This is a genomic window from Streptomyces sp. NPDC038200 (assembly GCF_055600785.1).
In genome coordinates this window covers 248386-270278 of sequence record NZ_JBVJYH010000011.1, presented here as the reverse complement: position 1 = coordinate 270278, position 21893 = coordinate 248386, and the positions used below count along the sequence as shown (strand labels likewise).

The 21893-nt window shown below is 70.8% G+C and carries 22 protein-coding genes; 9 read left to right on the top strand and 13 right to left on the bottom strand.

All coding sequences use genetic code 11. The annotated features are described in order from the left end of the window. The first annotated feature begins 80 nt into the window (after window positions 1-80). The 5 genes from ACZ7KF_RS23785 to cseC all read left to right on the top strand — a co-directional run bounded on the left by ACZ7KF_RS23785 (window position 81) and on the right by cseC (window position 4527). The gene (locus ACZ7KF_RS23785; RefSeq protein ID WP_471078412.1) at window positions 81-956 is read left to right on the top strand and encodes an HhH-GPD family protein; all 876 of its coding nucleotides are present in this window, start codon (window positions 81-83) and stop codon (window positions 954-956) included. A gap of 275 nt (window positions 957-1231) precedes the next feature. Then, window positions 1232-1771 carry a SigE family RNA polymerase sigma factor gene (locus ACZ7KF_RS23780; RefSeq protein WP_030751823.1) on the top strand — a complete coding sequence of 180 codons (540 nt, stop codon included), beginning with the start codon at window positions 1232-1234 and terminating at the stop codon, window positions 1769-1771. Between the two features lie 41 nt (window positions 1772-1812). Next, window positions 1813-2415, top strand: coding sequence for a hypothetical protein (locus tag ACZ7KF_RS23775; RefSeq protein ID WP_471078409.1), 603 nt, complete (start codon window positions 1813-1815; stop codon window positions 2413-2415). Window positions 2416-2456: 41 nt separating this feature from the next. After that, window positions 2457-3161 carry a two-component system response regulator CseB gene (cseB, locus tag ACZ7KF_RS23770; protein ID WP_471078406.1) on the top strand — a complete coding sequence of 235 codons (705 nt, stop codon included), beginning with the start codon at window positions 2457-2459 and terminating at the stop codon, window positions 3159-3161. A 13-nt stretch (window positions 3162-3174) separates the two neighbouring features. Then, window positions 3175-4527 (top strand): two-component system sensor histidine kinase CseC, encoded by a 1353-nt coding sequence (cseC, locus tag ACZ7KF_RS23765; protein WP_471078403.1) that lies wholly within the window; start codon window positions 3175-3177, stop codon window positions 4525-4527. Window positions 4528-4572: 45 nt separating this feature from the next. On the opposite strand, the gene ACZ7KF_RS23760 is transcribed toward cseC, so the two are convergent. The 4 genes from ACZ7KF_RS23760 to ACZ7KF_RS23745 form a co-directional block, all read right to left on the bottom strand. Continuing rightward, on the bottom strand, window positions 4573-5424 hold the full coding sequence (locus tag ACZ7KF_RS23760) for a class I SAM-dependent methyltransferase (protein ID WP_471078400.1): 852 nt from the start codon (window positions 5422-5424) through the stop codon (window positions 4573-4575). Further along, window positions 5421-5855: a VOC family protein gene (locus ACZ7KF_RS23755; protein ID WP_471078397.1), complete on the bottom strand. Its 435-nt coding sequence runs from the start codon at window positions 5853-5855 to the stop codon at window positions 5421-5423. The genes ACZ7KF_RS23760 and ACZ7KF_RS23755 overlap by 4 nt, the downstream gene beginning before the upstream one ends. Beyond that, window positions 5852-6328: a helix-turn-helix transcriptional regulator gene (locus ACZ7KF_RS23750; RefSeq protein WP_471078394.1), complete on the bottom strand. Its 477-nt coding sequence runs from the start codon at window positions 6326-6328 to the stop codon at window positions 5852-5854. The genes ACZ7KF_RS23755 and ACZ7KF_RS23750 overlap by 4 nt, the downstream gene beginning before the upstream one ends. 158 nt (window positions 6329-6486) lie before the next feature. Next, window positions 6487-8058 (bottom strand): MDR family MFS transporter, encoded by a 1572-nt coding sequence (locus tag ACZ7KF_RS23745; protein ID WP_471078391.1) that lies wholly within the window; start codon window positions 8056-8058, stop codon window positions 6487-6489. 127 nt (window positions 8059-8185) lie between these two features. On the opposite strand from ACZ7KF_RS23745, the gene ACZ7KF_RS23740 reads away from it, so the two are divergent. Then, window positions 8186-8785 (top strand): TetR/AcrR family transcriptional regulator, encoded by a 600-nt coding sequence (locus ACZ7KF_RS23740; protein ID WP_471078388.1) that lies wholly within the window; start codon window positions 8186-8188, stop codon window positions 8783-8785. 1 nt (window position 8786) lies between these two features. Here the strand turns inward: ACZ7KF_RS23740 and ACZ7KF_RS23735 are convergent, their stop codons facing one another. Further along, the gene (locus tag ACZ7KF_RS23735) at window positions 8787-9338 is read right to left on the bottom strand and encodes a M23 family metallopeptidase (protein WP_471078385.1); all 552 of its coding nucleotides are present in this window, start codon (window positions 9336-9338) and stop codon (window positions 8787-8789) included. Between the two features lie 446 nt (window positions 9339-9784). Here ACZ7KF_RS23735 and ACZ7KF_RS23730 point away from each other — a divergent pair, with 446 nt between their 5' ends. Then, window positions 9785-10408, top strand: a complete 624-nt coding sequence (locus ACZ7KF_RS23730) for an HAD family acid phosphatase (protein ID WP_471078382.1) — start codon at window positions 9785-9787, stop codon at window positions 10406-10408. Window positions 10409-10470: 62 nt separating this feature from the next. Next, window positions 10471-13416 carry an NACHT domain-containing protein gene (locus tag ACZ7KF_RS23725; RefSeq protein ID WP_471078379.1) on the top strand — a complete coding sequence of 982 codons (2946 nt, stop codon included), beginning with the start codon at window positions 10471-10473 and terminating at the stop codon, window positions 13414-13416. Between the two features lie 78 nt (window positions 13417-13494). On the opposite strand, the gene ACZ7KF_RS23720 is transcribed toward ACZ7KF_RS23725, so the two are convergent. Then, window positions 13495-16020: an ATP-dependent Clp protease ATP-binding subunit gene (locus ACZ7KF_RS23720; protein ID WP_471078376.1), complete on the bottom strand. Its 2526-nt coding sequence runs from the start codon at window positions 16018-16020 to the stop codon at window positions 13495-13497. A 430-nt stretch (window positions 16021-16450) separates the two neighbouring features. On the opposite strand from ACZ7KF_RS23720, the gene ACZ7KF_RS23715 reads away from it, so the two are divergent. Continuing rightward, window positions 16451-17176: an SCO3374 family protein gene (locus ACZ7KF_RS23715; RefSeq protein ID WP_471078373.1), complete on the top strand. Its 726-nt coding sequence runs from the start codon at window positions 16451-16453 to the stop codon at window positions 17174-17176. Here the strand turns inward: ACZ7KF_RS23715 and ACZ7KF_RS23710 are convergent. The 7 genes from ACZ7KF_RS23710 to nadC all read right to left on the bottom strand — a co-directional run bounded on the left by ACZ7KF_RS23710 (window position 17155) and on the right by nadC (window position 21869). Then, window positions 17155-17490, bottom strand: coding sequence for a histone-like nucleoid-structuring protein Lsr2 (locus ACZ7KF_RS23710; RefSeq protein ID WP_043502963.1), 336 nt, complete (start codon window positions 17488-17490; stop codon window positions 17155-17157). The genes ACZ7KF_RS23715 and ACZ7KF_RS23710 overlap by 22 nt on opposite strands. 203 nt (window positions 17491-17693) lie before the next feature. Further along, window positions 17694-18227, bottom strand: coding sequence for an amino-acid N-acetyltransferase (locus ACZ7KF_RS23705; protein WP_225824928.1), 534 nt, complete (start codon window positions 18225-18227; stop codon window positions 17694-17696). A 9-nt stretch (window positions 18228-18236) separates the two neighbouring features. Then, window positions 18237-18659, bottom strand: coding sequence for a BlaI/MecI/CopY family transcriptional regulator (locus ACZ7KF_RS23700; RefSeq protein ID WP_420803421.1), 423 nt, complete (start codon window positions 18657-18659; stop codon window positions 18237-18239). A gap of 229 nt (window positions 18660-18888) precedes the next feature. Then, entirely contained in the window at window positions 18889-19068 is a 180-nt protein-coding gene (locus tag ACZ7KF_RS23695; protein ID WP_471078369.1) for a hypothetical protein, read from the bottom strand. Between the two features lie 100 nt (window positions 19069-19168). Continuing rightward, window positions 19169-19831 carry a hypothetical protein gene (locus tag ACZ7KF_RS23690; RefSeq protein ID WP_471078485.1) on the bottom strand — a complete coding sequence of 221 codons (663 nt, stop codon included), beginning with the start codon at window positions 19829-19831 and terminating at the stop codon, window positions 19169-19171. A 258-nt stretch (window positions 19832-20089) separates the two neighbouring features. Then, window positions 20090-20887: a type III pantothenate kinase gene (locus ACZ7KF_RS23685; RefSeq protein ID WP_471078366.1), complete on the bottom strand. Its 798-nt coding sequence runs from the start codon at window positions 20885-20887 to the stop codon at window positions 20090-20092. Window positions 20888-20891: 4 nt separating this feature from the next. Then, the gene (gene nadC, locus ACZ7KF_RS23680; RefSeq protein WP_471078363.1) at window positions 20892-21869 is read right to left on the bottom strand and encodes a carboxylating nicotinate-nucleotide diphosphorylase; all 978 of its coding nucleotides are present in this window, start codon (window positions 21867-21869) and stop codon (window positions 20892-20894) included. Between the last annotated feature and the right edge of the window lie 24 nt (window positions 21870-21893).

The following is a 21893-nucleotide window of genomic DNA, read 5'->3' as shown; positions in this document are numbered from 1 at the left end:
GGTTCTTCACGTTTCGCCACGCTCAGTCACCATGGAGTCACGCATCATGCCCGCCAACCCATGGCAGGATCGGAAAGGCCATGACTGAGAAGCTGCACGCCCCTGTGATCGACTGGTTCGACGCCCACGCCCGCGACCTCCCCTGGCGCCGCCCGGAGGCGGGCCCGTGGGGCGTGATGGTCAGCGAGTTCATGCTCCAGCAGACCCCGGTGAGCCGGGTGCTGCCCGTCTACGAGGAGTGGCTGGCCCGCTGGCCGCGCCCCGCCGACCTCGCCAAGGAGGCGCCCGGCGAGGCGGTGCGCGCCTGGGGCCGGCTCGGCTACCCGCGCCGCGCCCTGCGGCTGCACGGCGCGGCGGTCGCCATAACGGAACGGCACGGCGGGGACGTGCCGACGGATCACGGGCAGCTGCTGGCGCTGCCGGGCATCGGCGAGTACACGGCCGCCGCGGTGGCCTCCTTCGCCTACGGACAGCGGCACGCGGTGCTGGACACCAATGTGCGCCGGGTCCTCGCGCGGGCCGTCACGGGTGTGCAGTACCCGCCGAACGCCACCACGGCCGCCGAGCGCCGGCTGGCGCGCGAGCTGCTGCCGGAGGACGAGCGGACCGCCGCACGCTGGGCCGCCGCCTCCATGGAGCTGGGCGCGCTGGTGTGCACGGCGAAGAACGAGGAGTGCCTGCGGTGCCCGATCGCCGCGCAGTGCGCCTGGCGGCTCGCGGGCAAGCCGGAGCACTCGGGGCCGCCGCGCCGCGGGCAGACGTACGCCGGCACGGACCGGCAGGTGCGCGGCAAGCTGCTGGCCGTGCTGCGGGAGGCGCTCTCGCCGGTGCCGCAGGCGGCGCTGGACCGGGTGTGGCACGAGCCCGTGCAGCGGGCCCGCGCGCTCGACGGCCTGGTCTCGGACGGCCTGGTGGAGCCGATGCCGGGCGGTCTGTATCGGCTGCCGCTGAGCTGACGGACAGCCACATCACAGCCTTCGGCCGCCCGTTACGGAGAATGCGGCGGCATAAAACCTCCCACACTCGGACATACACCTCGCCCTCTCTACCCCGATCCGCCTTCCGTTACACAACCGACGGATAGCCGATTGCCAGCCGCAGGCTGGTACGCACAGCCCCGTGACAACCACTCCGTAGCTTTTTCCCCGTGCCCGGCGGACCACCGGACACGGGGAACGGCAGGACTTCGGGCACGAGCCGGAAGTACAACGGGGAACGGAGGCGGTTGATCATGGCGCAGGGCGAGGTGCTCGAATTCGAGGAGTACGTCCGCACCCGGCAGGACGCGCTGCTGCGCAGCGCCCGCCGGCTGGTCCCGGACCCGGTCGACGCCCAGGACCTGCTGCAGACCGCGCTGGTACGGACGTACGGCCGCTGGGAAGGGATCGCCGACAAGCGGCTCGCCGACGCCTATCTGCGCCGGGTCATGATCAACACGCGGACCGAGTGGTGGCGGGCGCGCAAGCTGGAGGAAGTGCCGACCGAGCAGCTTCCGGACGCCTCCGTGGACGACTCCACCGAGCAGCACGCCGACCGGGCCCTGCTGATGGACGTCATGAAGGTGCTGGCACCGAAGCAGCGCAGTGTCGTGGTGCTGCGACACTGGGAGCAGATGTCCACAGAGGAGACGGCCGCGGCCCTCGGCATGTCGGCCGGAACGGTCAAGAGCACGCTGCACCGGGCGCTCGCCCGGCTCCGTGAGGAGCTGGAGGCCCGCGATCTGGACGCACGCGCGCTGGAGCGTGAGGAGCGGGAGCGTTGCGCGGCCTGACCGGGTCCGGGCCCGACGGGGCCCGAGGAAGTACACAGGCGGTGATCGCGGTGGGGGCCGCGCTCGCCGCCCTCGGCCTTTTGGTCGCCGCGTGCGGCGGCGGGGGCACCGGCGCACGGGACGAGGGCCCGGCGCACGCCTCCGCGATGACGGGCGTCGGCGCCTCCCCCACCTCCCCCAGCACCGTCGGCAGGTACCGGAAGGTGGATCCCATCGCGCTGCTCAAGCACGACCCCGAGGTGTCGGGGACGGTCAAACGGGAGCTGAAGCCGTGCGACGGCGACGAGTACCAGGTCGACGTCTCGTACGGCGATCTGACCGGCGCCTCGGTGGACGACGTCGTCATCAACGTGATGACCTGTGCCGACTGGGTCGGCATCGGCTCGTACGTGTACCGGGACGAGGACGGCGTGTTCACGAACGTCTTCAAGAGCGAGGAGTCCCCGGTCTACGCGGAGATCGACCAGGGAACCCTGTCGGTGACCAGGCAGTTCTACGAGCAGGACGACTCGATCTCCAGCCCGTCCGGTGACGTCGTGACCCCCTACACCTGGAAGGCGGGCCGGTTCCTCCCGGGCAAGCCCACCCGCAACGAGTACAGCGATGCCGCCGGCGCGGGCCCGACCCCCATGCCGGACAACTGACCCGACCCCCACGTAAGACCATGAGGACTGAGAGCACCCGGATGGCAGACCAGACCCACGTCCTGTTCGTCGAGGACGACGACGTCATCCGTGAGGCCACCCAGCTCGCCCTGGAGCGGGACGGCTTCGCGGTGACCGCCATGCCCGACGGACTGTCGGGACTGGAGGCGTTCCGCACGAACCGCCCCGACATCGCGTTGCTGGACGTCATGGTGCCGGGCCTGGACGGCGTCAGCCTGTGCCGGCGGATCCGGGACGAGTCGACCGTGCCGGTGATCATGCTGTCGGCGCGCGCCGACTCCATCGACGTCGTCCTCGGTCTGGAGGCGGGCGCCGACGACTACGTGACCAAGCCGTTCGACGGTGCCGTCCTGGTGGCCCGGATCCGCGCGGTGCTGCGCCGCTTCGGGCACGCCGGCGGGTCCGCGCAGGCGGAGGAGTCCGCGGCCGCGGTCACCGGCGGCACGCTGAGCTTCGGTGACCTGGTGATCGACACGGACGGCATGGAGGTGCGCCGGGCCGGGGAGCCGGTGGCGCTCACGCCGACCGAGATGCGGCTGCTGCTGGAGTTCTCCTCCGCGCCGGGCACCGTGCTCTCCCGCGACAAGCTGCTGGAGCGCGTATGGGACTACGGCTGGGGCGGGGACACCCGGGTCGTGGACGTGCACGTGCAGCGGCTGCGACAGAAGATCGGCCAGGACCGGATCGAGACGGTCCGCGGCTTCGGCTACAAGCTGAAGGCCTGAGCGGAGCGGCGGTATGCGGGGGATTCTTCGGTACCCGGCCCGGCGCATGGAGCGCGTCGGCCTGCGCACCGGGCTCAGATGGAAGCTCAGCGCGGCGATCGCCCTGGTGGCCGGTCTGGTGGCGATCGTGCTGAGCCTGGTCGTGCACAACGCGGCCCGCGTCTCGATGCTCGACAACGCGCGCGACCTGGCCAACGACCGTCTGCTGCTGGCCCAGCGCAACTACGAGCTGAACCGGGGGCCGATCTTCCCGTACGTCAAGGTCGACGACCCGGAGCTGCCGGTCGCGCTGCGCAGGAGTGTGGAGCGGGGCCGCCGGGCCAGTGACGTCTCCCAGCACGGCAGGGATCCGGACATCTGGGCGGCCGTGCCGGTGAAGGACGGGCATGTGCTGTCCGTGCACCTCCATCTGCCGGACCGCAGCACCGACATGCTGAAAGACCTGGACCAGGCCCTGGTCATCGGTTCGGTCGCGGTCGTGCTCGGCGGCAGCGCGCTGGGCGTGCTGATCGGCGGTCAGCTCTCCCGCCGGCTGCGCAAGGCGGCGGCAGCCGCGAACCAGGTCGCCAAGGGGGAGACCGACGTCCGGGTGCGCGCGGCCATCGGCGGTGTCGTACGGGACGAGACCGACGATCTCGCGCGGGCGGTGGACGCCATGGCGGACGCGCTGCGGCAGCGCCTGGAGGCCGAGCGGCGGGTCACCGCCGACATCGCGCACGAGCTGCGCACGCCGGTGACGGGTCTGCTGACGGCCGCCGAGCTGCTGCCGCCCGGCCGGCCCACGGAACTCGTGCTGGACCGGGCGAAGGCGATGCGCACGCTGGTCGAGGACGTCCTGGAGGTGGCCCGGCTCGACAGTGCCTCGGAGCGGGCGGAGTTGCAGGACATCATGCTCGGCGAGTTCGTCGCGCGCCGGGTGGCGGCCAAGGATCCGGACATCGCCGTACGGGTGGTGCACGAGTCGGAGGTCACGACCGACCCGCGGCGGCTGGAGCGGGTGCTGTACAACCTGCTCGCCAACGCCGCCCGGCACGGCAGACCGCCGATCGAGGTCACCGTGGAGGGCCGGGTCATCCGGGTCCGCGACCACGGCCCCGGGTTCCCCGAGGAGCTGCTCGCCGAAGGGCCGAGCCGGTTCCGCACCGGCAGCAAGGACCGCGCCGGGCAGGGGCACGGGCTGGGGCTGACCATCGCGGCCGGCCAGGCCCGGGTGATCGGCGCCCGGCTGACGTTCCGCAACGTACGGCCGCCGGGCGCACCGGCCCACGTCCCCGCGGAGGGCGCGGTGGCCGTTCTGTGGCTGCCGGAACACGCGCCGACCAACACCGGCAGCTACCCGATGCTGCCGTCGTCCGGGGGCGGCTGACACGGTGACCGCCCGGTGCCGCCGGGCGTGTTCGCCGCGGGTTGCTCAGGTGGTCGCCACCACCAGTTCCTCCGCTCTCGACGGCCGCAGCCCGTCCGTCCTGTCGGCGAAGTAGCGCCGGGTCAGTTCCTCCGCCGAGATGTGACGGGCGTCGCGGAAGCCGGTCTCGCGGGTCAGGGCCAGCATCCGCGGGGGTGTGAAGTAGCTGAGGAACGGTGTGCCGGAGGCCCGCGCGCCCCGTTCCGCCGCCTGCTGGAAGGGCCGCAGCTCGGGCTCGACGTCCTCGGCCGGCCGCAGGAACGTGGTGGCGAGCAGGGAGCCCGGGGCGAGCGTGGCGATCCGCCGGAAGCTCGCCGCGATGGCGTCCCGGGTGAGATACATCGTGACGCCGGTGCAGGCCACGACCGCCGGGCGGCCCGGGTCGAGACCGGCCGCGAGCAGCTGCCCCCACCAGTCCCCCTCGAAGTCGACCGGCACCAGCCGCAGCCGGTCCGGGACGCCGTACCCGAGTTCGGTCAGCCGCCGCCGCTTCCACTCCTGCGGTCCGGGCCGGTCCGCCTCGAACACCCGCAGGCCCGCGGCGACCTCCGGCCGGCGCTGGACGAAGCTGTCCAGCCCGGCGCCGAGGACGACGTACTGGTCCACTCCCCGCGCGGCCTGCTCCGCGACGAGGTCCTCGACGAACCGGGCGCGGGCCGCGATGGACGCCCGCACGGGGCGGGTGTCCCGCTCGTCCATGTCCGGGCGGGAGCGCCAGCCGTCGCCGGGATCCGCCAGGCGCAGTCCGACCTCGTCCTCGATGACGTGCGGCGGCGGATCGGCCCGCAGATGCAGCGCCCGCCACAGGGCCACCCGTACCGCCGTGTGGTCCGGCAGCACGGCGGACTCCGCGGTCACCCGAAGTCCTTGGAGAAGTCCAGCTCCTCGCTGCGCTCGGTCAGCGAGTACCAGTTGCCGTTGTCGTCCCGGAAGACGGCCTCGATGCCGTACGGCCGCTCCTGCGGCTCCTGGAGGAACTCCACCCCGCGGGCGCGGAACCTCTCGTAGTCACCCCGGCAGTCGTCCGTACGGAACGCTCCGGCTCCCAGCACCCCCTTGGCGACCAGCTTCTTCAACGCCTCGGCGGACTCGGGGTCCAGACCCGGGCCGTCCAGGCTCATCAGCGCCAGCTCCACGTCGGGCTGGTCCTTGGCGCCGACGGTGACCCAGCGCATGTCACCCAGGGCGAGGTCGCCGCGCACCTCGAAGTCCAGCTTCTCGGTGAAGAAGGCCTTCGTCCGCTGTTGGTCGGTGGTCCATACGGTGGTGATGCCCAAGCCCTTGATCATGGCTCCGCTCTCCTGTCGCGCGGCTGCTGTTCCCGCTCGTCACCGTAGGCAGGGCGGGGCGCGGTGCGCTTCTTCGATGTTGCGGTGCCGAAGCCGCCGGCCCAGAGCATGGCGTAGCAGCCGGGTATGAGGGCGGCGCCGCGGCCGACGTGCTCGGTCCGGTACTCCCTCGGGGTGAGTCCGGTCCGTTCCTTGAAGCGGGCGGAGAACGTGCCGAGGCTGCTGAAGCCGACCCGTGTGCAGATCTCGGTCACCGTGAGGTCGGCGCTGCGCAGCATCTCCTCGGCGCGCTCGATGCGCCGGTGGGTCAGATACCGGCCGGGGGTCTCGCCGTAGGTCTCCTTGAAGGCGCGCAGGAAGTGGTAGCGCGAGTACCCCGCGTGGGCCGCCACCGCGTCCAGGTCGAGCCCGGGGTCGGCCCAGTTCCGGTCCATGGCGTCCTTGGCCAGGCGCAGGCAGCGGAGCTTGTCCATGGCCCGATGGTGACACGGGGCACTGACATCGGGCGCGGACCGGCGGGAACGCCCCGTGCGCCCGGCTCCGCCGCACCGGGCGGGCGGGCGGGAACGGCCGAAGGCCCCGGTGGCGGACACGCACCGGGGCCTTCGGACCGAGGGAACCGAGGGAGACGTCAGACGGCCTCGACCATCGCCGCGGGGGCCGCGTCGGCACCCTCGGCGGAGGGCTTCTGCGGGCCGCCCTTGAGCGGCACCTCCTTGACGAACAGCGCCGCGATCAGCACCGGCACCGCGATCCCGGCGCCGAGCAGGAACGCGGAGTGCGTGCCCGCGGACACCGCGTGCTGGTAGGCCTCGCGGGCCGCCGCCGGCAGCTTCGCCAGGCTCGCCGCGTCCAGCTGCGCCGACTTCTCGGTGATGCCCTTGCCCAGCGCGCCGGCCCGCTCGGTCATGACGTCCTGCACCCGGTGGTTGAACAGCGCGCCCATGATGGCGACACCGAACGAGGAGCCGAGCGTCCGGAACAGGGTGGTGGACGAGGACGCCACGCCCATGTCCTTCATCTCCACGCTGTTCTGCGCGACCAGCATGGTGATCTGCATCAGGCAGCCCATGCCGGCACCGACCACGGCCATGTAGACGCCGGACGTCAGGCGCGTCGTCCCGGTGTCCATGGTCGACAGCAGGTAGAGGCCGATGATCATCAGCACGCCGCCCGCGATCGGGAAGACCTTGTAGCGGCCGCTGTTGGTGGTGACCCGGCCGGCGACCATCGAGGTCACCAGCATCGCGCCGAGCATCGGCAGGAGCAGCAGACCCGAGTTGGTGGCGGACGCGCCCTGCACCGCCTGCTGGTACAGCGGCAGGAAGAGCGTGGCACCGAACATCACGAAGCCGGTGATGAAGCCGATGACGGACATCAGCGTGAAGTTGCGGCTGCGGAAGATGTGCAGCGGCAGGACCGGCTCGGCGGCCCTGGTCTGCCAGAACACGAACCCGACCAGCGCGACGACACCGATGCCGGTCAGCTCCATGATCCGCGCGGAGGTCCAGGCGTACTCGGTGCCGCCCCAGGTGGTGACCAGCACGATCGCGGTGATGCCGACGGTGAGCAGCACCACGCCGAGGTAGTCGATGCCGGCCTTGGAGCGCTTCTTCGGCAGGTGCAGCACCGCGGTGACCAGTGCCAGCGCCACGGCGCCGAGCGGCAGGTTGATGTAGAAGGCCCAGCGCCAGCCCCAGTTGTCGGTGATGGTGCCGCCGACCAGCGGACCGCCGATCATCGCGAGCGCCATGACGCCGGCCATCATGCCCTGGTACTTGCCGCGCTCCCGCGGCGGGATGAGGTCGCCGATGATCGCCATGACGCCGACCATCAGACCGCCGGCGCCCAGACCCTGCACGGCCCGGAAGCCGATCAGCTGGCCCATGTCCTGGGCCATGCCGCTCAGCGCCGAACCGATCAGGAAGATCACGATCGAGCTGAGGAAGGCGCCCTTGCGGCCGAACATGTCACCGAGCTTGCCCCAGATCGGGGTGGAGGCCGCGGTGGCCAGGGTGTAACCGGTGACGACCCAGGAGAGGTGCTCCAAGCCGCCCAGTTCGCCCACGATCGTGGGCATCGCCGTACCCACGATCATGTTGTCGAGCATCGCGAGCATCATCGCGATCATGAGCGCGAGCAGTACTACTCGCACACTTCTGGGCTGTTTGCCCTCTGTGACACTTTCGACGTTGTCCGCCATCGTCTTTCCCATTCCCCCTGCGACGACTACTTACTTGCCGCCCGGCTAGTTCTCACTACACTGGGAAGGTAGACCCGCTACTAGCCGGGCGTCAAGTAAGTTTCGCGGAAGCGCGAGGAGTACGAGGATGGGCGTCACCATGGACGGCACCAAGCAGCAGCGCCGCGGCAACACACGCCAGCGCATCCAGGACGTGGCGCTCGAACTCTTCGCGGAGCAGGGCTACGAGAAGACCTCCCTGCGGGAGATCGCCGAGCGACTCGACGTCACCAAGGCGGCCCTGTACTACCACTTCAAGACGAAGGAAGAGATCATCGTCAGCCTCTTCGAGGACCTGACGAAGCCGATCGAGGACCTCATCGAGTGGGGCGGCCGGCAACCGCACACCCTGGAGACCAAGCAGGAGATAGTCCGCCGCTACAGCGAGGCGCTCTCCGGCGCGGAACCGCTCTTCCGCTTCATGCAGGAGAACCAGGCCACGGTGCGGGAACTGCGCATCGGCGACATCTTCAAGGACCGGATGCGCGGCCTGCGGAACATCCTCATCGACCCCGAGGCGCACCTGGTCGACCAGGTGCGCTCGGTCAGCGCGATGTTCACGCTGCACGCCGGGATGTTCCTGATGCAGGACCTGGAAGGCGACCCCGGGAAGAAGCGCGAAGCCGTTCTCGAGGTCGCCCTGGACCTGGTCAGGCAGGCGCACGAGCACGCCCACGAGCAGGGTTAGGTCAGACCGTCACGCCCTTGGCGCGCAGGAACGCGACCGGGTCGACGGCGGAGCCGTAGTTCGGGGTCGTACGGATCTCGAAGTGCAGGTGCGGACCCGTGGAGTTGCCGGTGGAGCCGGACAGGGCTATGTGCTGGCCGGTCGCGACGACCTGGCCGATCCTGACGTCGATCCGGGACAGGTGCGCGTACTGCGAGTAGGTGCCGTTGCCGTGCTTGATGACGACGGCGTTGCCGTAGGCGGGGCCGTCACCGGCGCCGTTGGGGCCGGCCTTGACGACGGTGCCGCCGTGCGCGGCGAGGACCTCGGTGCCGGTCGGGACGGCGAAGTCCTGGCCGCTGTGCTTGGCGACCCAGTGGCTGCCGGCCTGCATGAAGCTGGCGGAGAGCGTGTACCTCTTCACCGGGTCGACCCAGGAGCCGGCGGACGCGGTGGCGGCGCTCGCGACCCCGGTGCCCAGCACGGCCGTGGCGCCGATTCCGGCAGCCAGGACGGCCACGCGGTTGCGGTGCGAGGACGTACGAGCGGAGCGGGACGTGAAGCGTCGGAACATCGGGACCTCGTGATGTCGGGGAGCAGGTCGGCCACCCGGCGAACGGAAGTCCACGAGGACCTCTGCCGGTGCGGCCATCCCTTGATAACCGAGCAACCCGAGAGCCGACAAAGGGCCCATCTACGGCGCCAAGTAGTAGGTGCGTACAAAACCAACCACCTCTTGACACGCGCCGCGCCCGGCGGACACCGCCTCTGACGACGGGGTTTTCCCCTGACACCTTCGGCGACAAAAGTCCTTTTTATCCGCCTATTTCCACTCACTATGCCCGTTAGTAGGCAACTTCCGGCCTGTGCCCCTAATCACCGGCCGCCCAAACCGACGGTCCTGGAAATGTGATGCAGACCTCTATGCACCTACCGTCCAGTAACCCTACGGTTCCCCTCGCGCCACCCTCGCCTCAGATCATGCCCCTGACATTCAGAGACGCGAGAGGACCCCCACCGATGACCAGACGCCCCCGGGCGCGCAGCATCTCCGCGACCGCCGTCTCCGTGACCGCACTGGCCGCGCTGGCCGCCCCGGCCGCGACGGCCGCCCCGGCCGACGCCGCGACCACGAGCACCGCCGCCGCCAAGGTCGACCACGCGACCTGGCAGCGGGACTGCCAGGCGGTCATGGACCAGGCCCTGCCGTATCTGAAGGCCCGCATCGCCGCCGCCCAGCCGGGCGAGAAGCAGGCGATCGTCTTCGACATCGACAACACCACGCTGGAGACGGACTTCGGCTTCAGCTACCCCCAGCCGGCCAACAAGCCCGTCCTGGACGCCGCCCGCTACGCCCAGGAGCACGGCGTCTCCCTCTTCTTCGTCACCGCCCGCCCCGGCATCCTGTACTGGCCCACCGAGTACAACCTCGAACACGACGGCTACGACGTCTCCGGTCTCCACGTCCGCGGCCTGTTCGACCTCTTCAAGGACGTCGCCGCCTACAAGACCGCCCAGCGCGTCGGCATCGAGAACGACGGCTACACGATCATCGCGAACATCGGCAACAGTCCCACGGACCTCTCCGGCGGCCACGCCGAGAAGACGTTCAAGCTGCCCGACTACGACGGCCAGTTGTCGTAACGAGGGCCGCGCCCGCTGGCTAGGCTCCATCCTTACGTCGTACGCACACGGGGGGGTGGCGGATGGAGCCGGCCGTACTGGGCGGCAAGCTGGCCTCCAGCTTGCTCGGCCCGCTGGTGAAGAAACTGTTCCGCCAGGACGGACCGGGCGCGGGACTGGTCGACCGGCCGGTGCGGCTGTCGGCGCTGGTGTCGTTCCGGGGCGAGAAGCACACCCTGGGCGAGCAGGAGATCCGCAGGCTCGCCGGCCGGGTGGTGGCGGAGGCCGTGTCCTCCCCGGGTGAACCGCCGTTCCCGCCCGACGAGGAGACGGCCGTCACCGACACCCTGACGCGACGGCTGCTCGCCCTCGGCGACCTGGACATGGACGACGTACAGGCCGTGCGGCTCGGCAGCCACGACCTCGCACAGCTGCTGCACCGCCACGCACCGCCCCCGGACGGCCTGTCCGCCGACGCCCGCGCCTTCCTCGACTCGGCGACCGAGTGGGCCTGTCTGCACATCCTGGAGTTCTTCACCCGCCGCTCCACGTTCGTGGCCCGGACCCTGGTGGAGCAGACCCGGACCCAGCGGGAACTGATCGCCCGGGTCGACGAACTGATCGCCCGCACCCCGCGCCCCGACGCCCTGGACCTCGCCTTCGAACGCCGCTACCTGCCCTACGTCGCCGACCGGCACAACCACATCACCATCTACGGCATCGATCTGCGCGACTCCCCCGACCGCTGGCCCCTGGAAGTCGCCTACCTGAGCCTGGAGGCGACGGCCGCGGAGGAGACGCCGCCGGAGGACGGGGGACGCCCGCCCGTCACCCCCGGCCGGCTGCCCGCCGAGGAGGCCCTGGCCGGGGGCTCCCGGGTGCTGCTGCGCGGCGACGCCGGCTCCGGCAAGACGACGCTGGTGCAGTGGCTGGCGGTCACCGCGGCCCGCGGCACCGGCCGCGTCCCGTACGTCCTCCCCCTGCGCACCCTGGTCCGCACCGGCCCGCTGCCCGCGCCGGCCGGCTTCCTGGAAGCGGTCGGCTGCCCGCTGACCCCGCCGGAGGGCTGGGCCGACCGCGTCCTGACCGCCGGCCGGGGTCTGGTCCTGGTGGACGGCCTGGACGAGATCCCGGCCGCCGACCGCCACCGCACCCGCGACTGGCTGCGCTCCCTGCTCACGGCCTACCCCGGCAACGACTGGCTCCTGACCTCCCGCCCCACCGCCGTACGCCCCGACTGGCTGGCCCAGGAAGGCTTCCGGGAACTGGCCCTGGCCCCGATGCGGCGCTCCGAGATCGCGACCTTCGTACACCGCTGGCACCAGGCGGCGGACGCCCAGGAGTTCGAGGGCCCGCTCCTCGACTCCCTGCGCACCAAAAGGGACCTGGCCCGGCTGGCCACCAACCCCCTGATGTGCGGCCTGATCTGCGCCCTGCACCGGGAACGCCGGGGCTATCTCCCCACCGGACGCAAGGAGCTGTACGACGCCGCCCTCACGATGCTGCTCGGCCGCCGGGACCGGGAACGGGGGACGGGTGTCGAACTGGGCGAGGAAGTGCAGCTGGAGCTGCTCCAGCGGCTGGCGTACGCGCTGGTGCTGAGCGGCCGCACGGAGACGGACATCGCCACGGCCGAGGGCATCGTGGAGCGGTGTCTGCCCACGGTCGCCTCGGCCCAGGGCGACGCGGCGACCGTGTTGCGGGCGCTGCTGCTGCGAAGCGGAACGCTGCGTCAACCGGCGGAGGGCGTCGTGGACTTCGTCCACCGCACCTTCCAGGACTACCTGGCGGCCCGGTACGCGGTGGCGGAGGGCCACCTGGACGTCCTGGTCGGCCACGCCGGCGACAGCCAGTGGGAGGACGTCATCCGCATGGCGGTGGCGCATGCCCGGCCCCGCGAACGGTCCTCGATCCTCCGGCGGTTGCTCGACCGGGACACACCCCGGCTGACCCTGCTGGCACTGGCCTGCCTGGAACATGCGGCGGCCCTGGAGCCGGCGGTGCGCGCGGAGGTGGAGGCGCGGGCCGGGGCACTGATACCGCCCCGGACGACAGGGGACGCGAGGGCACTGGCCGAGGCCGGTCCCCTGGTGCTGGAACTGCTCCCGGGCCCAGAGGGGCTGACGGACCAGGAGGCCCGGGGGGTGACGGTCACCGCCTCGCTCCTGGGGGAGGAGGAGCCCGAGGGGGCGCTGGCGGTGCTGCGGCGATTCCGGGAGCATCCGAGCCTGGTGGTAAGGCGGCAGCTGGTGGGGACGTGGGGGCGCTTCGAGAGCGAGCAGTACGCGACGGAGGTCCTGGACCACCTGGACCGTACGGACCTCCTGCTGGACTGCCGGAGCGCCGAACAGCGGGCCGCCCTGGCCCGGATGCGCCCCTGGCCCCTTCTGCGCTTCGACGGCTCGCACACGGCCGAGGACATCGTGGCCGCCCACTCCGCGGCCCCCGAGGTGGTGACGGCGCTCCTGCTGGAGCACAATCCCGAACTCCTCGACCTGGGCGCCTTGCTGCCGTTCAGCTCGCTGAGCACCCTCCAGCTGATCTCCTGCCCGGCCGCGACGGGACTGCGTCACCTGGCCGCGCTTCCGCTGACCAGCCTGGTTCTCCTCGGCGTCCGGGACCTGACGGGCCTGCGGTCCCTGACATCGCTCACCAGCCTCGTGGTGTGGGGCGCGGATCTGCCGGGCCCCGACCTCCGCGAGGCCCTGCCGGTCGACGCGCCGCTGGAATACCTCCACCTGAGCCACCAGAGCCTGCGTTCCACCGGGCTGCGCGGGCTGGAGCACTGGACCGGTCTGCGGTCCCTCAGTCTCAGGCTGAACGGTGTGGACATCCTTGAGCAGCTGCCCGAGCTGCCGCACGTCGAGGATCTGGAGCTGTCCGGAGTCAGCAGCTACGAGGGGCTCTCCGCCGTTGCGGCGCGGCTGCCGGGAGTCCGCTCGGTGTCCTTGGAGAACGGGCTGGAAGAACGGCTCCCCGACGCGCGCTACGCCGCTCTCTTCCCGCACGCCGAGGTCACCGTGAACTGATCCCGGAAAGCCGCGAGGGGCCGGTGCCCAGAAGGCACCGGCCCCTCTCACTCGGCCACTCGGCCGATCGCCGGAGGCTTACGCGTCCTTGCTCAGGTTCGGCCCGGCACCGCCGGCCGCCTGCTCGATCGGCGGGACGTCCGGCAGCGCCGACTTCTCCTCACCCCGGAAGGTGAAGGTCTGGGCGTCGCCCTCGCCCTCGGTGTCCACGACCACGATGTGACCGGGACGCAGCTCGCCGAAGAGGATCTTCTCCGACAGCGTGTCCTCGATCTCGCGCTGGATCGTGCGACGCAGCGGACGCGCGCCCAGCACCGGGTCGTAGCCCTTCTTGGCCAGCAGCTCCTTGGCGGACTGGGACAGCTCGATGCCCATGTCCCGGTCCTTCAGGCGCTCGTCCACCTTGCCGACCATCAGGTCGACGATCCGCAGGATGTCGGCCTGCGTCAGCTGCGGGAAGACGACCACGTCGTCGACGCGGTTGAGGAACTCGGGACGGAAGTGCTGCTTCAGCTCGTCCGAGACCTTGTTCTTCATGCGCTCGTAGTTGGTCTTCGTGTCACCCGCGGCGGCGAAGCCGAGGTTGAAGCCCTTGGAGATGTCCCGGGTACCGAGGTTGGTCGTCATGATGATGACCGTGTTCTTGAAGTCCACGACCCGGCCCTGGGAGTCGGTCAGGCGACCGTCCTCCAGGATCTGCAGCAGCGAGTTGAAGATGTCCGGGTGGGCCTTCTCGACCTCGTCGAAGAGGACGACGGAGAACGGCTTGCGGCGGACCTTCTCGGTCAGCTGGCCGCCCTCCTCGTAGCCCACGTAGCCGGGGGGCGAACCGAAGAGACGCGACACCGTGTGCTTCTCGCTGAACTCCGACATGTCGAGGGAGATCAGCGCGTCCTCGTCGCCGAAGAGGAACTCGGCGAGCGCCTTGGACAGCTCGGTCTTACCGACACCGGACGGGCCGGCGAAGATGAACGAACCACCCGGACGCTTCGGGTCCTTCAGGCCGGCGCGCGTACGGCGGATCGCCTTCGACAGCGCCTTGACGGCGTCGTTCTGGCCGATGACCCGCTTGTGCAGCTCCTCCTCCATGCGGAGCAGGCGGCTGGACTCCTCCTCGGTCAGCTTGAAGACCGGGATGCCGGTGGCCGTGGCGAGGACCTCGGCGATCAGCTCGCCGTCGACCTCGGCGACGACGTCCATGTCGCCGGCCTTCCACTCCTTCTCCCGCTTGGCCTTGGCGGCCAGGAGCTGCTTCTCCTTGTCACGCAGGGAGGCGGCCTTCTCGAAGTCCTGCGAGTCGATCGCGGACTCCTTGTCCCGGCGGACAGCGGCGATCTTCTCGTCGAACTCGCGGAGGTCCGGCGGCGCGGTCATCCGGCGGATGCGCATCCGGGAGCCGGCCTCGTCGATCAGGTCGATCGCCTTGTCCGGCAGGAAGCGGTCCGAGATGTACCGGTCGGCCAGGGTGGCGGCCTGGACCAGCGCCTCGTCCGTGATGGAGACCCGGTGGTGGGCCTCGTACCGGTCACGCAGACCCTTGAGGATCTCGATCGTGTGCGGCAGGGACGGCTCGGCGACCTGGATGGGCTGGAAGCGGCGCTCCAGGGCCGCGTCCTTCTCCAGGTGCTTGCGGTACTCGTCCAGCGTGGTCGCACCGATGGTCTGCAGCTCACCGCGGGCCAGCATCGGCTTCAGGATCGAAGCGGCGTCGATGGCGCCCTCGGCGGCACCCGCACCGACCAGCGTGTGCAGCTCGTCGATGAACAGGATGATGTCGCCGCGGGTGCGGATCTCCTTGAGCACCTTCTTCAGGCGCTCCTCGAAGTCACCGCGGTAGCGGGAGCCGGCGACCAGGGCGCCGAGGTCCAGCGTGTAGAGGTGCTTGTCCTTGAGCGTCTCGGGCACCTCGCCCTTGACGATGGCCTGGGCGAGGCCCTCGACGACGGCGGTCTTGCCGACGCCGGGCTCACCGATCAGGACCGGGTTGTTCTTCGTACGGCGGGACAGCACCTGCATGACCCGCTCGATCTCCTTCTCGCGCCCGATGACCGGGTCGAGCTTGGATTCACGAGCGGCCTGGGTGAGGTTCCGGCCGAACTGGTCCAGGACGAGAGAGGTCGAAGGCGTGCCCTCGGCCGGGCCGCCGGCGGTGGCGGTCTCCTTGCCCTGGTAGCCGGAGAGCAGCTGGATGACCTGCTGCCGCACCCGGTTGAGGTCTGCGCCCAGCTTGACCAGGACCTGGGCGGCGACGCCCTCGCCCTCGCGGATCAGGCCGAGCAGGATGTGTTCCGTGCCGATGTAGTTGTGGCCCAGCTGAAGGGCCTCGCGGAGCGACAGCTCCAGGACCTTCTTGGCACGGGGGGTGAAGGGGATGTGACCGGACGGGGCCTGCTGACCCTGACCGATGATCTCCTCCACCTGCTGGCGGACCGCCTCAAGCGAAATGCCGAGGCTCTCCAGGGCCTTAGCGGCGACACCTTCGCCCTCGTGGATGAGACCCAGGAGGATGTGCTCGGTGCCGATGTAGTTGTGGTTGAGCATCCGGGCTTCTTCCTGAGCCAGGACGACAACCCGCCGCGCGCGGTCGGTGAACCTCTCGAACATCGTTAATCGCTCCTCAGAGCGGTCAGGCAGTGGGGGGAACTTCCCCTCCCTGTCCTTCCGCAGCTTAGTCCCGCAAGCGGGGACCGCTCATTCCAACTGCCGACACCGTCGATGGCCTCCTGACCCCGAACGCCGACATCTGCTCCAACCCGATGGTGCGAGACGATGTTCCCGCAGGCCAGGCAGTTACCCCACTCGCCACTACGCCGATGGCGAACGTGAGACGGCCCTTCCCGCGCGTCGCCCCCTCCCACTAGGCATGTCTTACCCGCAGGGACTGACACTCCATGCCGCGCGCACCGGTTCCCTCCGCTATGGGCGAACAACCTTGCGCCTCCCCGGGCCCCCGCGCGCCCCCACTTCCGGCACTCTGCGCAGCGGGCGGGACACCCAGCGTAACCCGAAGGGGGATTCGGCGGTTGGACTTGGCATGGTTGGCCCGGTCCCCACGACCTCCACGATTCCTCTTTCCCGCCGACCCCCCGATCCGGACGCACCGGACGGGGGCGGCTTCTCCGCCGACCCGGCCACCCGGGTCCGACGCTGGTACGAGAACGGTCTGGAGTGGCCGACAGTGCCCGGCCTGCCGCTGCGGCTGCCCACGGGGGTGCGGTTCGACGTCCTGGACGTGCCGGCCGAGGCGGGCGCGGCGGCACTGCGGCATCTCGCGCCGGGCTCTCCGGTGGCCCTGCGGGGCGACCGGATGGAGCTGCTGGTGGCCGCGGGCAGCGCGGAGGAGTTGCCCGGGTTGCTGGAGTGGCTGGAGTGGGGCGGCGTGGCCCTGGACCTGCGGGCCCTCGGCGAGGGAGACACGCTGGAGGCGCCGCTGCCGCCCGCGGCGGCCGCCGCTGCCATGGGACTCGAACCCGTACGGCCCGAATCCGTGTGCCTCGAATCCGTGTACGGGAAAGGGGTGCAGGGGGCCGCCGTGTGGCTGCGGCCCCCTGGACCGGGACGCGCGGTCGAGGACTCGCTGCCGGCCATGCCGGCCATGCCCGTCGTTACGGCCGCGTCGGCCGTGGGACGCGAGGGGAGCGTCCCCGATCTCGTACGACTGGTGGACACGGTGGCAGCGTGGTGTCACCGGGTCCGACTGCGGCGCGCGTGCGCCGGGAATCCCGCCGAGTGGCGGAATCAGCCGTTGGCCTTCTCGTAGGCCTCGCGGATGGACGCGGGAACACGGCCGCGGTCGTTGACCTCGTAACCATTTTCCTTCGCCCAGGCGCGGATCGCCGCAGTGTCCTGGCTGCCGCCGGAAGCGGCGCGCGCCTTTCCACGCCCACCCGAAGCACGGCCGCCGGTACGCCGCCCGCCCTTCACATAGGGATCAAGAAGGCTGCGCAGCTTGTCCGCATTGGCAGTCGTGAGATCGATCTCGTACGTCTTGCCGTCCAGTGCGAACGTCACGGTCTCGTCCGCCTCGCCGCCGTCGAGGTCGTCGACAAGAAGGACCTGAACCTTCTGTGCCACCGCTTTTCCTTTCATCGATAACGTTGAGGACCAGGGGTGTGCGGCGCCCGCCGTTTCGCCGCCCCTGTTATATGCAGTACTGCAGTACGTCGGAAAGCAAACCGCTTTTGCCGGAAAAACACAAACCCTCGGGAGTGACTCAGCGGACCGCCCACGTCCGGAAACATGCGCGTTTCGGACATAGGGAACCGGGGCAATGACGATCACAGATGCAGAAGCATCCGGCTGTTGCCCAAGGTGTTCGGCTTCACTCGTTCGAGACCGAGGAACTCGGCGACGCCCTCGTCATAGGAACGCAACAGCTCCGCGTACACATCGGTGTCGACCGGAGTCTCCCCGATCTCCACGAAGCCGTGCTTCCCGAAGAAGTCCACTTCGAAGGTCAGGCAGAAAACTCGTCGAACGCCGAGCCAGCGAGCGGTCTGGAGCAACTTCTCCAGAACCCGGTGGCCGACGCCGGCTCCCTTCAGCCCCGGCTTCACCGCCAGAGTGCGGACTTCCGCGAGGTCCTCCCACATGACGTGCAGCGCACCGCAGCCGACCACCTCGGCGTTGTCGTCGCGTTCCGCGACCCAGAACTCCTGGATGTCCTCGTAAAGCGTCACGGTGGCTTTGTCGAGCAGGATGCGGTCACGGACGTAGGCGTCGAGGAGGTGGCGCACGGCGGGGACATCGCTGGTCCGGGCCCGCCGGACGGTGATGGCTTTTGCGGAGACTTCGGGACGCTCTGCTGACATGAGCGGACGCTATCGCCCGTCCGCGCCCTCTGCCGAGCCGGGGTTCTCCTCTTGCCTGGCTTGCGGCGCTTCCTGTTGCCGGGCTTCAGGGGCTTCCCGGGTTTCCAGCGGCCCCTGCACGATGCGCACGGCGTCCCTCAGGGCCTGCCGTTGTTCCTCGCTCATCATGCCGAAGAAGGCGACGAGAGCGGCGGCCGGGTTGTCACTCTGCGACCACGCGTCGTTCATGAGGGCGGCGGCGTAGGCGGCGCGTGTCGACACGGCCTCATATCGATAGGCCCGGCCTTCCGCCTCACGGCGCACCCAGCCCTTCTGATGGAGATTGTCCAAAACGGTCATCACGGTGGTGTACGCGATGGAGCGTTCCTGCTGGAGGTCTTCCAGGACTTCTCGAACGGTCACCGGGCGGTTCCACTTCCACACCCGCGTCATGACCGCGTCTTCGAGTTCTCCCAATGGGCGAGGCACAGCTCAGAACAATAGTGGGAGATCCCGGCATTGGCGTGCCGGACGTGCGCTAGGACTACAAACGCGAACAAAAAGGGCGTACGGCCGGCAAAGCGCCGTACGCCGGGAGTCGTGCGTCGGGGCGGCCGGCCGGGGGGTACGGAGGTACGCCGAAGGACCGGCGGTCCGCCGGTCCTTCGGCCCTTCGGTCCGCTCAGGCGTCGCCGGGGGCGGAGGTCTTGGGGCCGCCCTCCACGCGGGCGAGGGCCGCGTCGACGGCCGCGTCCTCCTTGGTCTTGGCGGCCCCGCCCTGGGTCTTCACGATCACCCTGACCAGTCCGATGAAGAACACGGCCATGACGGCCGGGGGCACGAGCGCGGAGACGTAGTCCATGGCACCAGAGTAGTCACGGCGGATGGGGCGAAAGGGGCGGGGTGCGTCGATCACCCGCCACATTCACCCTCGTCCGGGGGCGGGGATCCCCGCCGGCCGGTCAGCCCGCGGCCAGTTGCCGGGACTCCGTCGGCCCGGCCGGCGGCGCCGGCTTGCGGCGCGGGAAGACCTCGCCCGGCGTGGGGATGGGTCGCTTCGGCGCGCCCGGCTCCGGCGCGTCGGGTTCCGGCGCGGGGCGCTCCGAGGGGCCGGGCGCGGGCTTCGGCGCGGGCTCGGACGGCCCCTCGGCCTGCTCGCCCTCCCGGCGGACCCCGGGGTCCCCCGCGCCGCCCGCAAGGGCCAGCAGACGCGTCCGCGCGGGCGGTACGGCGGGCGCCGGCACCTTGCGCGCACCCTGCGCGAACCGCGCCCGTACGTCGTGCTCGGCCAGCGCCTGGCAACGGTCCAGCAGTGCCGCCGCGGCGGGGTTGCCGCGCAGCGCCCGGAGCGCGGCGAGGTCGTCCGCCGTCGGCCGGTGCCCGGCCCCCAGCGCCTCCTCCAGGAGGGTGAGGTAGCCGGCGGCCGTACCCGGCAGGGCGTCCCGGTAGCGGCCCAGGTCGGCCACCAGGAAGGCGCGCAGTCTGGCCCCCTCGCGCATCGCCTCGTCGAGCGACTCGGCGAGGCGATGGCAGTCCTGCACGTCCTCGGCGGAGGCGTGGCCGGGGTGGAGGGCGAGGGCGAGGGCGCGGCGGAGCACTCGCAGCTCCTCCACGCCGAACGCCATGCCGCCGCGGGATCCGTATGGCGTGGGCATGCGGCGACGTTACCGACTAATCGGACAAAAGTGACAGATCACGTTGTTGTGTCGCCGCGTGTCGCTCCCGGTTTCGCTCGTCCGGGGCCACCGGCGGGGGGACGCCGACGCCATGGGTGGACGCCGACGGCCACGGAAGACGCCGACGCCATGGGTGGGCGCCGGCACCCGGTCCGGTGTCGCCGCCGCGGGAGACCGCCGGCACCCGGTTCGGGTGCCGGCGATCCCTCACATCCGCGAGACGTTCCGCTCGTACACCAGACGCAGCCCGACCAGCGTCAGCCACGGCTGGTGCTCGTCGATCACGGAGGACTCCCCCAGCACCATCGGCGCGAGTCCGCCGGTGGCGATCACCGTCACGTCGTCCGGGTCGTCGGCCAGCTCCCGCGCCATCCGCCCGACCACTCCGTCGACCTGGCCGGCGAACCCGTACACGATGCCCGCCTGCATGGCCTCGACCGTGTTCTTGCCGATCACGCTGCGCGGCCGGGCCACCTCGATCTTCCGCAGCTGCGCGCCCTTCACGCCGAGCGCCTCCACGGAGATCTCGATGCCGGGCGCGATCACCCCGCCGACGTACTCCCCGCGCGCGGAGACCGCGTCGAACGTGGTCGCCGTACCGAAGTCCACGACGATCGCCGGGCCCCCGTACAGCTCGACGGCCGCGACCGCGTTGATGATCCGGTCCGCGCCGACCTCCTTGGGGTTGTCGGTGAGGATCGGCACGCCCGTCTTCACGCCCGGCTCGACCAGGACGGCGGGGACGTCGCCGTAGTAGCGCCGGGTGACCTCGCGCAGCTCGTGCAGCACCGAGGGGACGGTCGCGCAGATCGCGATGCCGTCGATGCCGTCGCCCAGCTCGTCGCCGAGCAGCGGGTGCATGCCCATCAGCCCCTGCAGCAGCACCGCCAGCTCGTCCGCCGTGCGGCGCGCGTCCGTGGAGATGCGCCAGTGCTCGACGATGTCCTCGCCGTCGAACAGGCCGAGGACGGTGTGGGTGTTGCCGACGTCGATCGTCAGGAGCATGACGTCACTCCGCCTCGCGCAGGTCCAGGCCGATGTCCAGGATCGGCGAGGAGTGGGTGAGCGCGCCGACCGCCAGGAAGTCCACGCCGGTGTCGGCGTACGCGCGCGCGTCGGCGAGCGTGAGCCGCCCGGACGCCTCCAGCAGCGCCCGGCCGCCGACGATACCGACGGCCTCCGCGCACTCGCCGGGCGTGAAGTTGTCCAGCAGGATCAGGTCCGCGCCCGCGTCCACGACCTCGCGCAGCTGGTGCAGGGTGTCGACCTCGACCTCGATCGGCACCTCCGGGAACGCCTCCCGTACGGCCTTGAACGCCTGCGCCACGCCGCCGGCGGCGACCACGTGGTTGTCCTTCACCAGCGCCGCGTCGGACAGCGACATGCGGTGGTTGACGCCCCCGCCGCTCCGGACCGCGAACTTCTCCAGCGAGCGCAGGCCCGGCGTCGTCTTCCGGGTGTCCCGGACCTTCGTCTTGGTGCCCTCCAGCGCGTCCGCCCACGCGCGCGTGGCGGTCGCGATGCCGGACAGCCGGCACAGGATGTTCAGCGCGCTGCGTTCGGCGGTGAGCAGGTCACGCGTGCGCGTGGTGACCGACAGCAGCTTCTGCCCGGCCTCGACCCGGTCGCCGTCCTCGACATGCCGCTCGACCTCGAACTCGTCCGTGCAGACCACGGAGAGCACGGCCTCGGCGACCCGGAGGCCGGCCACGACGCCCGCCTCGCGCGCGGTGAAGTCGGCGGTGGCCACCGCCTCCTCGGGGATGGTCGACACGGTGGTCACGTCCACGCCGCCGTCCAGGTCCTCCTGGATGGCGACGTTGGCGATGTCCTCGACCTCGACGGGGTCGAGTCCGGCGGCGGCCAGCAGCTCGGCGAGCGCGGGGTCCAGCCCGCACTCCAGGTACTCCTCGTCGCCCTCGGCGCCGCAGGCGCAGCCGTCGCCGCAGCCACCGGTCGGGGCGAGAGGAAGGTCGTCGGTGCTCACGTCTGTCACTGCTCCTGGGGCCGC

What these genes read in the sequence shown, in the direction of transcription:
- ACZ7KF_RS23755 (WP_471078397.1), bottom strand. Translation starts at nt 5,855, where the DNA reads ATGATCAAGGGCTTGGGCATCACCACCGTATGGACCACCGACCAACAG.
- ACZ7KF_RS23705 (WP_225824928.1), bottom strand. Translation starts at nt 18,227, where the DNA reads ATGTCAGCAGAGCGTCCCGAAGTCTCCGCAAAAGCCATCACCGTCCGG.
- ACZ7KF_RS23715 (WP_471078373.1), top strand. Translation starts at nt 16,451, where the DNA reads ATGGTTGGCCCGGTCCCCACGACCTCCACGATTCCTCTTTCCCGCCGA.
- ACZ7KF_RS23750 (WP_471078394.1), bottom strand. Translation starts at nt 6,328, where the DNA reads ATGGACAAGCTCCGCTGCCTGCGCCTGGCCAAGGACGCCATGGACCGG.
- ACZ7KF_RS23740 (WP_471078388.1), top strand. Translation starts at nt 8,186, where the DNA reads ATGGGCGTCACCATGGACGGCACCAAGCAGCAGCGCCGCGGCAACACA.
- ACZ7KF_RS23695 (WP_471078369.1), bottom strand. Translation starts at nt 19,068, where the DNA reads ATGGACTACGTCTCCGCGCTCGTGCCCCCGGCCGTCATGGCCGTGTTC.
- cseC (WP_471078403.1), top strand. Translation starts at nt 3,175, where the DNA reads ATGCGGGGGATTCTTCGGTACCCGGCCCGGCGCATGGAGCGCGTCGGC.
- ACZ7KF_RS23730 (WP_471078382.1), top strand. Translation starts at nt 9,785, where the DNA reads ATGACCAGACGCCCCCGGGCGCGCAGCATCTCCGCGACCGCCGTCTCC.
- ACZ7KF_RS23785 (WP_471078412.1), top strand. Translation starts at nt 81, where the DNA reads ATGACTGAGAAGCTGCACGCCCCTGTGATCGACTGGTTCGACGCCCAC.
- ACZ7KF_RS23745 (WP_471078391.1), bottom strand. Translation starts at nt 8,058, where the DNA reads ATGGCGGACAACGTCGAAAGTGTCACAGAGGGCAAACAGCCCAGAAGT.
- cseB (WP_471078406.1), top strand. Translation starts at nt 2,457, where the DNA reads ATGGCAGACCAGACCCACGTCCTGTTCGTCGAGGACGACGACGTCATC.
- ACZ7KF_RS23700 (WP_420803421.1), bottom strand. Translation starts at nt 18,659, where the DNA reads ATGACGCGGGTGTGGAAGTGGAACCGCCCGGTGACCGTTCGAGAAGTC.
- ACZ7KF_RS23735 (WP_471078385.1), bottom strand. Translation starts at nt 9,338, where the DNA reads ATGTTCCGACGCTTCACGTCCCGCTCCGCTCGTACGTCCTCGCACCGC.
- ACZ7KF_RS23780 (WP_030751823.1), top strand. Translation starts at nt 1,232, where the DNA reads ATGGCGCAGGGCGAGGTGCTCGAATTCGAGGAGTACGTCCGCACCCGG.
- ACZ7KF_RS23720 (WP_471078376.1), bottom strand. Translation starts at nt 16,020, where the DNA reads ATGTTCGAGAGGTTCACCGACCGCGCGCGGCGGGTTGTCGTCCTGGCT.
- ACZ7KF_RS23725 (WP_471078379.1), top strand. Translation starts at nt 10,471, where the DNA reads ATGGAGCCGGCCGTACTGGGCGGCAAGCTGGCCTCCAGCTTGCTCGGC.
- ACZ7KF_RS23690 (WP_471078485.1), bottom strand. Translation starts at nt 19,831, where the DNA reads ATGGCGTTCGGCGTGGAGGAGCTGCGAGTGCTCCGCCGCGCCCTCGCC.
- ACZ7KF_RS23685 (WP_471078366.1), bottom strand. Translation starts at nt 20,887, where the DNA reads ATGCTCCTGACGATCGACGTCGGCAACACCCACACCGTCCTCGGCCTG.